Here is a 12,668-nt window from a genome sequence, read left to right on the forward strand (position 1 = left end):
GAAGAGATCACTGTCAGGCTCACCGGCTTCGCTTAAAATTCTCCAAGAGGTGTATCTGCCGCATGAAAAAAGATGCCAGGCTCTCAGCGTGCCGCCTTTATCGGTTTGCTTTATGGCGGACCTGGGATGAATCCAGACCCATTGTTATGTTTATAGGGCTCAACCCTTCCACCGCCGATGAGGAGGATGACGATCCAACCCTGGTTCGCTGTATGAACTTCGCCAGGAGCTGGGGCTATGGCGGAGTCTGTACTGCGAATCTTTTCGCTTATCGAGCTACCGAGCCGAAGGATATGCTAGCGACGAAAAAGCCCGTGGGGCGAGCCAATGACCGCTGGTTACAGCAGCTGTCTGCGGAGGCAGGTATGGTAATTGCCGCCTGGGGTAACCACGGCACATATATGGGCCGAGCGGAACGGATCAGGGGCCTGATCCCTGATTTGCACTACCTGAAAATGAACAAGTCAGGACAGCCTGCTCATCCGCTCTATCTGAAGGGCACGCTGGTACCAATCCCCATGCCTCGACAGTGCTAGTTCGTGGTCAAGCGGGACATGCCAATAACGGGCTGCACGGAATTGTAGATCGATGCGCTGCGGCTGCGGGGCCTGAGAGCTGAGTTGATCCACGCCCGGCGTATTAACTCTGCGGACGCTCTGACTAGACTTTGGGGACGTAGGCCAGGTTTTCGTGCCAGAAATCGATCACATAGTTGATGCGGGGGCGAAGTAACTCTCGGTATTCCGGCAAGTCGCTGAGATGCACCCAGCGACATTCGATAATACCCTCTTCTACCTGGGGCTTGGTGTCATCATCTTCACCGTGATAGTGCATCAGGTACCAGTGCGTTTTTTTAAGATAGCGGACATTGTCGTGACGCGTGGTATGCCATGTAGACACCAGCTTTGCCTGCATCTCCAGTTTCTTAATATTGACCCCGGTCTCTTCCTGAACCTCGCGCAGAGCAGACTCCTCTTTGGTGCTCCCATCTTCTATACGGCCCTTCGGCATGTCCCATTTACCCCGTTTGAACATCAACAGGATATGGTGACTGTCATTACAAACAAGACCTCCCGCTGATTCCACTACGGGAAGGTCGATTGAGTCTACGAGGCAGAAAGAACTGTTTTTTTTCATAGTATGACCGTGCTTCCCAATGTCACAGGTATCAGCTCTACGTTGTCTATCGATCTGCAGCCGCGCATGGTTAGGGTGCAGTCACTATTTTCTAGAATACAATAACTCGCCAACTTGGCACCGCCTTGTGTGCTTGCTACATAGCGTCAACGCAAACAGTGTTTCAAGTAAACGTATCATAGATAAAACCATGCTTCGCTTGCCATTTTTCTGACTTTGTTACGATTCATGAGCGAATCACCACGCGCGCGCAGCTATAGCTTTGTCTATTTTGATAAGATGCTGCATCCGATGATCCACTCAAGACGTAAGTTGTAGCGATGGATACAACGCCTGAGAACAGAAAATTGCGCGCTTGGAGTACGCTTTTTTGTTAATCAGCATAGGCGTAGGTACCGTTATCACTACGCTGATGGTACAGGAAAGACGTTCAGAGGAATCGCCCGATACCATGCGGGAAAACGACGCGTGAGTCCGACGAATAGGGCTGCATTACCCTGTCGCCTAACACAATCAGGTCAGCCGCTGGGATGGTATTGTATGGATGACTTATTCAGTAACGCCGACGGCCAGAAGCTGCATTTGCCAGACGCGGATTTAGTTTTTTGGCACGATGTGCTGCCCGACGATCACACAAGTGTCTTGCAGCGACTTATTGAGGAGACTCCCTGGCGCCAAGAGCACGTTACCCTTTGGGGCAAGACCTATCCACAACCGCGCCTGGTCGCCTGGTACGCTGACGCAGGACTGAGTTATTCCTACTCAGGAGTGATATTGGAGGCTACGCCTTTCACCAGCGCTCTTCTTGAAATAAAGGCTCGCGTAGAAGCATTATGTTGTGAAAACTTCAATAGCGTCTTGCTAAACTATTACCGCGACCACCGCGATAGCATGGGGTTTCACGCTGACGACGAACCTGAGCTCGGCGCCTGCCCCAGTATAGCGTCCCTATCGCTCGGGGCGGAGCGGACGTTTGTAATGAAACACCGTAGCCGCGAGGATGTTGGTGATTTGCGGGTAAGGCTTACCTCTGGAAGTCTGCTGTTAATGCGAGGGGAAACCCAGTCAAATTGGAAACATGGTATTCCCAAGACAACCAAACCTTTGGGTCCCCGGGTTAACCTGACATTCAGGCAGATAATCTCGCCTGTAAAGAGAGGAAAAAAGCATGACGCGAATTAATATCATACTACTTATCTTACTGCTTAGCGGCTCGGGTATTGTGCTGGCGATTGACGGATCGGACATGATAAAAGCGACGCCCGTATTAAAGACCCAGCGGACCTGGATTGGACAAGATATTGTTTACCCCGAAGGTCAGGCGGAGATGTCAGGAGTCGTTATCGAAATGGCGCCCGGAGGTGAAACGGGCTGGCATAAACACCCGGTTCCGTCAGTGGGCTACGTGATCGAAGGGCAGCTTGAGGTTCATTTCAAGAATGGTGATGTGAAAAAACTCAATGCTGGCGAGGCCGCGGCAGAGGCAGTCGACGTTTGGCATAACGGCGTCAATGTCGGAGAGGGGCCTGTTAAGCTAGTAGTATTTTATGTGGGCACCGCCAATAGCCAGCTCACTGAGCGGGAGGATTCAGAATGAAACGGGTCCTGCTTATCGGTGACGAACATATCTTGCCCGCTTCGGCATAGGAAAGGCGGTCAACGATGGATGCGGTAACGCTGTTGGCGGTTTACAGTACAATGTTGCGCAGGAAAATTAACTTTAGAGCTTGAATGGAGATCGGTGTAATGACATGCATGACACTTTTGCGAAGTTTTATGCTGGGCATCTGCCTGCAGTCGATCGGCGCGCTAGCGTGGGCCGATTGGGAGCTGGACAGTACAGCGTCGGTAATCAACTTCGCAACAATCAAAAACGATAGTGTAGGTGAGATAAATACTATCAAGTCACTGGAGGGTTCGATATCGGTGAGTGGCGCTGCACAGATTACGATACACCTGGCCAGCGTCGAGACTCTGATAGAAATTCGCAATGAGCGTATTCGATCTCTTTTGTTTGAGACTGCAACGTTTCCGGTGGCGCAGGTAGATGCCCAGGTCGATCCTGCATTGATGGCGGACGCCAACGGAGGAGAGGTTCACCAGCTAGATTTGCCGGTGACTCTGACACTGCATGGCGTTCAGCGAGACCTAACGGCGCCGGTGTCAGTATTGGTGGAGAATGATGGTGGCTTACTGGTTTTCACAACACACCCGGTGCTCGTCAATGCCGCCGATTTTGGTCTCGACAGCGGCATCGAAGCACTGCGAAATGTGGCAGGCCTGAAATCCATCAGTAATGTAATACCGGTGACGCTGCAGTTTAGATTTATACGGCCGCGCTAACCCGATCAAATGACGGTCCCGCTTGAGCATGCGCAGCTCAAGGCGAACGGTGTCGAGCGTCACATCGCCTGCCGGCGCGCCGGCCCACGCGTGATAAAGCTGTTCTGGGTTTTGTCGACGGCCAGGACAGCTCAGGGGCGAGCGCGGCCTTGAGCATATGCGTGTCAGAGTTGAGGGTTTACGCGGTGTGGAATTGCTCGCCGTTGCGGGCGATTTGGTGCGGCAAGAGAAACCCGACCCATTGAACATGTTGCTTATAGAATTTCTAGGGGGACTGTAGAGCGGCCCCGGACAGCTGTTTGTATAATTGCTGGTAGTTGCGGTTTCCCGGTGCAATACGGGTGAGTGCACGCGCATAAGCCAGCGCCTCTTCACGCAGCTCTTGCTCGTTGCTGTAATTAGCCAGGGCCAGCAACACGTCCACGTTTTCAGGTGTACTGCGGAGCAGGCTTTTAAGCTGCTCGAGGGCTTGCGTCGGATCGCCCAGGTCGTGCAGCGCGATAGCGTAGACAAATCGATGCCGGGTACCGCTGGTTTCGAGTTCTGCCGCCTGGCGTAAGTAATCCAACGCAAGGTCTGGCTGTCCGCTGCGCGTTTCAAGCAGGCCCAGTGAGTGCAGCACAGGTCCATTTTGCAAATCGATGGAGAGTGCCTGGCGCAAAAGAGTGCGCGCTTCGTTATCTTTATTACGACTGCGCAACAGGTCGGCCAGGTTGAGATAGGCGGGTATGAGTTGCGGGTTGAGGTACAGTGCTTCGCGGTAGGCTGCCTCCGCCTCTGCTTCGTTACCCCGGGCTACATGGAAAATGCCGAGTTGTAGCTGCACTCCGGGCATGTCAGCGTCCATAGCCAAAGTGTTCGTATATTCCGTGAAAAGTGTTTGCAGCGCGTTGACTTGCTCGGGAGAAATTTGGTCGAATGGCACGCTCGCAAGGCTGGTTGCCACCTCCATGCGCACGGTCTTTACATCGTCGTCCAACAAAGGCTGTAACAACTGGTAGCGCTGGTGTACAGGCAGGAATTCCAGTGCGCGCACTGTACTGGCGCGCAGTAGCGGATCGTCGTCATAGAGCATCTGTGTCGCGCTTTGCAATGCCTCCCGTCCGCCTGCTTCTCCCAGTGCTTCCATTGCAACCCCGCGCCAGACGGGTGCCGCATCTGGATCCGCGGCAATCTGGGCAAGCTGCGGTACTACCCGGGTATCTCCCGCGATTGCCCGGGCAAACGCCCTTGCAGGATGACGGCCTGTGTCGCTGAATGTCACGCCCCATTGCCGCAGTGCGTCGAGGGACCAGCGGGCATCCTTATCCTGATGGCACTGGTTACAGGCATTGGGAGTATCCATTACAAGGGACAGGTCTGGCCGTGGGATACGCATACTGTGATCGCGCCGGGCGTCAACTCCCATATACACTGTCTCCGGCATGTGACAATTCACACACAGAGCCCCAGTGGAGTTCTCGCTGTGGTGGTGGTGTGCGGGAGTATCGTATTGCGAAGGTAGGTGACACTGGGCGCATACGCCATTTCCTGGCGCCCGCAGTGCCTGGCTGTGGGGTTCATGGCAATTACTGCAGACGACACCTGCCTGATGCATCTTGCTTTGTATAAATGAACCATAGACGTAGACCTCGTCACGGATCTGTCCGTCCGGATGGTATAGAGGCCATTGCGGCAGCGCCGGTCGGTGAGTGTCCATTAACGGCGCGCCATAATGATAATTTCCCAGCGTGCCCCGCCGTGAGTGGCAGCGACCGCAGCTGTCTATTTGGCTGTTGCCCTTGATGGGCGAGCTGCGCTGCGCGATGCTGGCGCCATCGGGTAGGCGCCAGGTCCCGCGCTGGGATAGTGCCGTGGGGAAGCCGCCATTTTTTGCCTCATTGAGTTTTCCGCCGGCAACCAGAGACAAGTGTTTCTCGCCGGGGCCGTGGCAGGCCTCGCACCCGACGTTGATTTCCTCGTAGCGGGTATCAAAGCTGCGCGAATCAGCACGGTAGTTTTTATGTACATCTGTACTGTGACACTCTGCGCAGCGTGTGTTCCAGTTTTGGTAAGGGCCTGTCCAGTGCAGCGGGTCGGCGTAATCGATGGTCTCATCGGGATAGAGATGGTACCAGCGCTGTCCACCAGTTTCTGCAGGGCGTGAATCCCAGGCGATACTCAGCGCCTGCAGACGGCCGCGGGACAGAGGCAGAAGGTATTGTTGCAACGGATAGTGACCGAACACGTAGGCCACCTCGAAGTCCTTGAGCTTGCCGTCTTCGCTATCGGTATTGACCACGTATTTGTCGCCGTCACGGAAAAATCGCGTGGTGATGCCGTTGTAGGTAAAGGATGTATTGTTAAAATCACCCAGCACGCTATCCGTGGTGGGCAGCTGCATGGCAAGGTCGTGATCGGACCCCAGCCACAGGGCGTGTTCTGTTTCATGACAGGACTGACAGGCATCGCTGCCGACAAATGCCGCGGCAGAGCCGCTAAATAGAAACGCCGTGACGAGAAAGAGGAGTGAAAAATACAACAGGGGTGACCGCAGATTATTTAAGGGATTAAGGTTAACAGGCCTGTGGAGTGATGGACAGTTCCGGCTAGCCTTCTCTATAGTGTATCGAAAACGCGATTTCGAAGAGGTCAATACAGTTTGAAGCTGGGTATTTTAAAAGCGGATACGGTCATGCCAAAGCTGGCGGCGGATTTTGGTGAGTATCCGGATATGTTCATAGCGCTGCTGACAGCACAGGCCCCCGACCTGTACTGCAGGGTATACGATGTAGAGCGCGGTGAGTACCCGGATGAACTCGACGAGGTAGACGCTTACCTGATCACAGGGAGTAAAGCGAGCGTCTACGATAAGACACCCTGGATTCTAGGCCTGACAAGCTTTGTGCAGGAAGTGCACCGCCAGCGGAAGAAGCTGGTGGGCATCTGTTTTGGCCATCAACTGATCGCGCAGGCGTTGGGCGGGCGGGTCGAAAAATCACCCAAAGGATGGGGCGTCGGCCTGCATACCCACCGTTTTTCAAGTCTGCCCTCCTGGCATGATCAGGGCGACAGTAATCTCGATATTCTGGTGAGCCATCAGGATCAGGTGGTGCGCCCCGCAGCCGGTGCGCAGGTGCTGGCCTCCAGCGAGTTTTGTGACAACGCTGTGTCACAAGTTGGGGAGCATATTCTCACGCTGCAGGGTCACCCGGAGTTCACTAAAGATTATGCTCGCGCGTTGATGATGGAGCGCCGAAACCTTCTCGACGATGACGTATTGCAGGCCGGTCTGGCCACTTTGGCAGGAGAACAGCAGGGGCCTCGCGTGGCAGCTTGGATTGCGCGTTTTATTTGTGAGCGTAAATGAACACGCTACATTTTTTGAAAGAGCACTGATATGAGTTTGCAGTCGATTCGAAAAGCGGCGCTGGAAAATCCGGAGCACGTTGCGATAGTCCATAACGGTTTGAAGATCAACTACGGGGGTTTTGCCGCGGCAATTAGTTATGCTGCAGATTTTCTGCGGCAACAATCATTAGAGAAGGGCGATACTGTTGCTGTCCTATGTCCACTGCCTGATAGTTGGGTCACAGTGCTTGCATTGCAATCGCTTGGGGTGGATACGGTTTGTATGCTCACGCCATCCTATATTAAGCACCTCTCCCTGAACGACGTCAGGACGATCGTTGTTGCACATGGATACGCGGGCGCCAGTATATTATCTGAAGAAATCGAAGACGGCTGCTCAGTGGTGGAAATGCCTGAGGCAGACTTTTCGTCTACCGAGCACTCTTCTGATATGGTCTGGGATGAGACAGGCGGACACATCGTGTTCACGTCTGGCACAACAGGTGTTTATAAAAAACTTTATTATAAGGCCGAACTACAGCAGGCACGTCTTCAGGAGCGTGTTGAATACGGGCGTGTGCGTCCTAGTGGAAGTTGCCACTGCCACAGTTTTGGTATGTGGACATCGGTGGGTTACAAGATTCCTTTGGCGATGTGGCAGGCCGGTGCCTGTGTTTACTTCGACGAACGCGATGACTGGTTTCGCCACTTTCGCGATATACCGATGTCGGAGGCTATATTAATACCGGATATGATCCCTCAACTGTTGGACTATTTGCAGGACAAGCCGACACCGGACCCGCTGCCAGATTTCAAACTTCACGTGACGGCGGGTTTTTTATCACGTGATCTTGCTGAGGCTTTGCTTAGCAAAGTGACCAGCAGACTCATTGTGGCCTATGGGTCGACCGAAACAAATGTAGCAGTGCTGCAGTCGACAGTCAGCGATCTTGATGACATGCACTGGTTGGCTCCGACGAATTTCCACAGTGTTGAGATCGTGGATGAAAGCGGTGAGATTTGTCCGGATGGTGTGGAGGGCGAGTTAAGAGTGCGTTTGAATTCACTCGATTTGCAATGTTATGTAGATGACGAGGCAGCATCTAACAAAGCCTTTCGTCACGGTTGCTTTTATCCTGGAGACATGGGCGTATGCCGAGCAAATGGAGATATCCGTGTTTTGGGGAGAAGCGCAGATGTTGTTAGTTTCGGAGGCAAGAAGCTCGCGGTGGCGCCTATCGAGCTCGACTTGCAGCGTAGGCTGGGCGTCAGCTCAGTATGTTTATTCTCAGGCGTCAGTGACGAGGGAGAGGACGAGATTGTCGTGGTGATCGAATCGTCTGCGTGGCCTCCGAAAGTTCAGTTAGCCACACTTTCAAAGGAACTCAAAGAGTTTAGCGAGGTCAGGTTTGCGCTACTAGCAAGGTTTCCTCGAACTACTTCAGGCATCAGCAAGATAAATCGACGGGAGCTGCGCAAGATGGTGTTTGCATCTTAGCTAACGTGACGATCGACGTCCGCCGAAGTGCAGGGACCTTTTGTGCTAAGACCTGGTTAGCGAAAAAACACAACGTATTCACCAATGGCCACTGTTGTCCATGGAGTTCCATGGTTCCTGAGGCTCAAGCGGTTTTCCCGCTTGTAGAAGCTCAATGGAAATACCGTCGGGACTGCGCACAAATGCCATGTGGCCATCACGTGGAGGCCGATTTATGACAACACCCTTTTCCATGAGTCTCCGGCAGGTGTCATAGAGGTTGTCCACCTGATAGGCCAGGTGCCCAAAGTTGCGGCCTGCATCGTAGTCTTCCGAATCCCAGTTCCAGGTGATCTCCACCAGCGGGCTCATGTCTGACTCAGCGGTCCCAATATCGTCGGGGGCAGCAAGAAACACGAGAGTAAATCGCCCCCCCTCACTGTCATAACGACGCACCTCCACCAGACCCAGTTTGTCGCAATAAAAATCCAGCGTCTCTTCCAGGTCGCGTGCGCGCACCATCGTATGCAGAAATCTCACAGGAGTTCTCCTTGAGACACTCGATTAGCGAACGAATCCGGTTGTTTATTCTCCGCATCATTACCGTTGCTGCTTACCGCGATCAAAGTTGCTTTCTCCCTCTTCAATTTGCCGCCGCCTGCCTTCCTGCGAGACGGCCTGAGAACGTTGCATCGCCGACAGACATGCCGCTGGAATAACCGTCTGCACGTCGGACAATGCCACAGGCAGTGCGGCCGGCAGCGTAAAGACCCGTGATGACATCGCGTTGCGGATTTACGACTTCGCCAGTGGGCAGTGTGTCGAGGCCACCGAGGGTGAACATGGGCACGAATACGCCTCTTCCAGGAGTAACGTCCAGTGCAACCAGCGGTGGCGCAAGAGGTTGCAGCCATTCTGCGGCCTTGTGGAATTGGGTGTCATCGCCATTGGCAACATCTTCATTGTAGATAGCAATCGAGTTTTGCAGGGTGCCCTTGCGCAGTCCCAGCTCTCCCTCCAGCTCCTCCGGGGTCTCTCCAGTGCCGGCAATGCCCGCCCCCATGTAGTTCATTTTCTCGTAGTCACCGTACTGTTCTACGGTGAGAATAAAATAGAAGCGGTCGCCGGGCTCGTTCAGCACAGCTTGCCCCAGTCGAGAGTGGTAGACATCCTCGTTGATGAACCGTTGGCCTTTATCGTTAACAAGAATGCCGCTTGTGATTGTGGCGGGTGGGTAGTAAGGAATACTGATAAAGCCTTCGTGCATATTGATAGCGGCAGCGCCTACTGACATACCCATCATAATGCCGGTGCCTGTATCTCCTGGGTTGCCGATGGCGTTGTTGCCACTGAGCAGTTTAGGCGCGTACTTTGCCAGCATGTCCTCGTTCATAACAAAGCCACCGGCACAGAGGATAACGCCCTTGTGTACCCGCACGGTGTACTCTTTCTGGTCCTGGCGAATCACCAGTCCAACCACCGCATTATCGTCATCGACAACGAGACACAGTACTCGGGTTTCGTAGTTAATCGTGATCTGCTCTCTTTTCTCAACGTTCTCGGTAACGATCTTCATGAACATAGGCCCGCCGTTGTCACCCTCGACATACAGGTTATGCCCGCGTGGTGCGGGTTTGGCGTGCTCCGAGAATGGGTAGGCCTTCTCACTGCCGGTATACAGTAGTCCGTCGTCCGTCAGGCACATGATGCCCCGCTCCTTGTGAAAGCTGTCTTTGAACGGAACACCGAGATGGTCTACGAGCCAGTTAAAATGCTCCACGCTATGCTCGCAGTAGTTGCGTATTTTGGCTTCATCTGCCTGGGGGCCGGCCGACATCATCATGTAAGTGAACATAGCCTCGGTGCTGTCCTCAAAGCCGCAAGCGCGTTGCACACGAGTGCCGCCGTTACCGCCCATGTAGATTTCCGCTGATGACATGGCGGTTGACCCGCCGCCCTCGCTGGCCAGCTCAAAGATCGTCACTTTGGCGCCTTCGTCCGCTGCCTCTATGGCAGCGCAGCCGCCTGCGCCGCCGAAACCGACGACGGCGACATCGGTGTCACTGTCCCACTGGTCAATATCGCGGGCGTTGCGCGCCTGGCAGGGATTGGTTTTACTTTGCTCGGACATGGCTTTTGTGCCTTCTTCGGGAAACTCGCGGTTCCAACAACGGTAAAGGAAACAGATTAAAGCCCTTTCCCGCGGCAGTGACAACGTGCGGGAATTGGCAGCGGGCCAAAATATTGTACGGTCTGCGGGTTATTGTCCCTCATGGGTGCGCAAAAGGGCAGTGCTGGGTCTGCCGGACGTCTGGGGTTTTGGGGGCCTGCTGCGTTACAATCAGCGCCTTTTTACGTGGAGCAACCTTTTCATGTGGTTTAAGAATATTCGTGCCTACCGGCTTACCAGTCCCTTTGACCTCTCTCCGGAGGCGCTGGGTGAAAAGCTGACTGCCCGGCCATTTTTGCCCTGCGCGAAATCCCAGGCCGTGGCAATGGGCTGGGAGCCTCCGCTGGGTGAGGAATCAGGGGAATTGGTCCATGCCGCTGCCGGCCGCTTGCTGATCAAGCTGAAGCGGGAGGAAAAATTGCTGCCCTCCACGGTTGTGCGTGAGCTTTTGGAAGAAAAAGTGGCGGAAATCGAATCAGGGCAAGCCCGCAAGGTATACCGCAAGGAGCGACTCAGCCTGAAAGACGAGATCATTCAGGACTGCTTGCCTCGGGCATTTAGTCGCTCTACCCATATCCACGCATATATCGATGTGCGTGAGAACTGGATGTTTATCGACAGCGCCAGCGCCTCCCGGTCGGAAGAGTTGCTGAACCTGTTTCGCGAGTGCGTCGGCAGTTTCCCGGTTATTTTGCCACAAGTAAACCACGCGCCTGCCGCGGTAATGACTGCTTGGCTCGCCAATCGCAGTCTGCCTGACGATTTCGAGTTGGGTCAGGAGGTAGAGCTGAGAGAGCCTGGCGAGGAAGGGGGCGTAGTCCGTTGTCGCGGCGTTGATTTGTTGAGTGAAGAGGTGGAAACTCATCTCAATGCGGGCAAACAGGTTGCCCGGCTGGCGCTGGAGTGGGATGAACGAGTACAGTTGGTGTTGGCCGAGGATCTTTGCCTGCGTCGCCTCAAGTTCGCAGAGGAGTTGATGAAAGAGAACGAGGATATCCCCGAGGCGGACACCGCCGCGCGACTGGATGCAGACTTTGCATTGCTGGCGGATGCGATTACTGGAATGCAGGGGCGTGTTGTGACTTTATTCGGCGGTGAGGTGGAATAACACAACAATGAAAGGGCGCCCTGACACTGACGATTACAGAGCGCTTTTCCTCGGCAATGTTCCGATGATAGATTTGCGAGCGCCGGTAGAATTTGAGAAGGGCGCGTTTCCGGCCTCACTGAGCCTGCCATTAATGAGTGACGATGAACGAGCCCAGGTAGGGATTTGTTACAAACAGGAAGGTCAGCAGGCGGCTATCGAGTTGGGGCATCGCCTCGTGAGCGGCGACATCAGAGCGCGGCGGCTAGCCCAGTGGAGCGAGTTTGCCTGCCAGCATCCCGCAGGTTACCTGTATTGCTGGCGGGGCGGGTTGCGCTCCCAGACTGTGCAGTCCTGGCTGAAGCAAGAGGGCATCGAGTACCCGCTGGTCAAAGGTGGTTACAAGGCTATGCGGCGTTTCCTGCTGGAAGAACTGGAGCGTTCGATTGCACTGGCCGATTTCGTACTGATTAGTGGCAAGACCGGCACCGGCAAGACCCGTGTGATTGAGCGCCTTACCCGGGCCGTCGATCTTGAGGGCCTCGCCAATCATCGCGGCTCCAGTTTTGGTCAATTGCCCACACCGCAGCCCGCCCAGATCGCCTTTGAGAACAGCTTGAGCATCGTGTTGATGCAATTGCTGGCCCGGCAACAGCGAACCGTTTTTGTTGAAGACGAAGGGCGCCTTATTGGCCGTCTCTACCTGCCAGAGTCTCTGCGAAAAAAGATGGCCTGCGCACCCATGCTGCTGGTGGAACATAGCCTGGAAGACCGTATTGATGTTGTTATTGAGGATTACGTGGTTGATCTGGGCCGTCGCTATGCCAACATTTACGGGGAGCCCGGCGCGGCTCTCCATCGAGAGAAAATGCAGCAGGACCTTACCCGCATTGGCAAGCGTTTGGGCGGACAGCGACTGCAGCAAGTGAGTGAATTGATGGATGAGGCGTTCAGGCAGCAGTGGCGAAACGCTGATTTGGATGGGCACAGGTTCTGGATTGCGGTTTTACTGGAGCAATACTACGACCCGATGTACGAGTACCAGTTCTCTCGGCGTGAGGGCGAACGTTTATTTCTTGGTGACCGAGATGCGGTGGTCGCCAGGGCCAAGCAGGCTCTGTAGG

Annotated in this window: 12 protein-coding genes; 8 read left to right on the forward strand and 4 right to left on the reverse strand. The window is 54.4% G+C overall.

Annotated features, from left to right (window positions below; all coding sequences use genetic code 11):
* The first annotated feature begins 62 nt into the window (after positions 1–62).
* Positions 63–536: a DUF1643 domain-containing protein gene (locus EYC82_RS13165; protein ID WP_279250000.1), complete on the forward strand. Its 474-nt coding sequence runs from the start codon at positions 63–65 to the stop codon at positions 534–536.
* Between the two features lie 124 nt (positions 537–660).
* Here the strand turns inward: EYC82_RS13165 and EYC82_RS13170 are convergent, their stop codons facing one another.
* A complete protein-coding gene (locus EYC82_RS13170; RefSeq protein ID WP_279250001.1) occupies positions 661–1,137 on the reverse strand; it encodes an NUDIX hydrolase in 477 nt (158 codons plus the stop codon).
* A 540-nt stretch (positions 1,138–1,677) separates the two neighbouring features.
* Between EYC82_RS13170 and EYC82_RS13175 the strand changes: the two genes are divergently transcribed.
* From EYC82_RS13175 to EYC82_RS13185, 3 genes are all read left to right on the forward strand, one after another.
* Positions 1,678–2,319, forward strand: a complete 642-nt coding sequence (locus EYC82_RS13175; protein ID WP_279250002.1) for an alpha-ketoglutarate-dependent dioxygenase AlkB family protein — start codon at positions 1,678–1,680, stop codon at positions 2,317–2,319.
* Entirely contained in the window at positions 2,306–2,734 is a 429-nt protein-coding gene (locus tag EYC82_RS13180; protein ID WP_279250003.1) for a cupin domain-containing protein, read from the forward strand. Before EYC82_RS13175 ends, EYC82_RS13180 begins: the two co-directional genes overlap by 14 nt.
* A gap of 149 nt (positions 2,735–2,883) precedes the next feature.
* Positions 2,884–3,480, forward strand: a complete 597-nt coding sequence (locus EYC82_RS13185) for a YceI family protein (RefSeq protein ID WP_279250004.1) — start codon at positions 2,884–2,886, stop codon at positions 3,478–3,480.
* 265 nt (positions 3,481–3,745) lie between these two features.
* Here EYC82_RS13185 and EYC82_RS13190 read toward each other — a convergent pair whose 3' ends face one another.
* On the reverse strand, positions 3,746–6,001 hold the full coding sequence (locus EYC82_RS13190) for a HEAT repeat domain-containing protein (protein WP_279250005.1): 2,256 nt from the start codon (positions 5,999–6,001) through the stop codon (positions 3,746–3,748).
* Positions 6,002–6,121: 120 nt separating this feature from the next.
* Here EYC82_RS13190 and EYC82_RS13195 point away from each other — a divergent pair, with 120 nt between their 5' ends.
* Complete coding sequence (locus EYC82_RS13195) at positions 6,122–6,829, forward strand: glutamine amidotransferase-related protein (protein WP_279250006.1); 708 nt, start codon at positions 6,122–6,124, stop codon at positions 6,827–6,829.
* A 30-nt stretch (positions 6,830–6,859) separates the two neighbouring features.
* On the forward strand, positions 6,860–8,308 hold the full coding sequence (locus EYC82_RS13200; RefSeq protein WP_279250007.1) for a class I adenylate-forming enzyme family protein: 1,449 nt from the start codon (positions 6,860–6,862) through the stop codon (positions 8,306–8,308).
* Between the two features lie 78 nt (positions 8,309–8,386).
* Here EYC82_RS13200 and EYC82_RS13205 read toward each other — a convergent pair whose 3' ends face one another.
* Together EYC82_RS13205 and EYC82_RS13210 are read right to left on the reverse strand one after the other, a co-directional pair.
* Positions 8,387–8,827, reverse strand: coding sequence for a VOC family protein (locus tag EYC82_RS13205; RefSeq protein ID WP_279250008.1), 441 nt, complete (start codon positions 8,825–8,827; stop codon positions 8,387–8,389).
* Positions 8,828–8,930: 103 nt separating this feature from the next.
* A complete protein-coding gene (locus tag EYC82_RS13210; RefSeq protein ID WP_279250009.1) occupies positions 8,931–10,418 on the reverse strand; it encodes an FAD-dependent oxidoreductase in 1,488 nt (495 codons plus the stop codon).
* A 241-nt stretch (positions 10,419–10,659) separates the two neighbouring features.
* Between EYC82_RS13210 and rdgC the strand changes: the two genes are divergently transcribed.
* Both rdgC and mnmH read left to right on the forward strand, forming a co-directional pair.
* A complete protein-coding gene (rdgC, locus tag EYC82_RS13215; RefSeq protein WP_279250010.1) occupies positions 10,660–11,565 on the forward strand; it encodes a recombination-associated protein RdgC in 906 nt (301 codons plus the stop codon).
* Positions 11,566–11,572: 7 nt separating this feature from the next.
* The gene (mnmH, locus tag EYC82_RS13220; protein WP_279250011.1) at positions 11,573–12,667 is read left to right on the forward strand and encodes a tRNA 2-selenouridine(34) synthase MnmH; all 1,095 of its coding nucleotides are present in this window, start codon (positions 11,573–11,575) and stop codon (positions 12,665–12,667) included.
* Position 12,668 lies beyond the last annotated feature (1 nt).

This window comes from Candidatus Marimicrobium litorale (assembly GCF_026262645.1).
Lineage (GTDB): Bacteria > Pseudomonadota > Gammaproteobacteria > Pseudomonadales > Halieaceae > Marimicrobium > Marimicrobium litorale.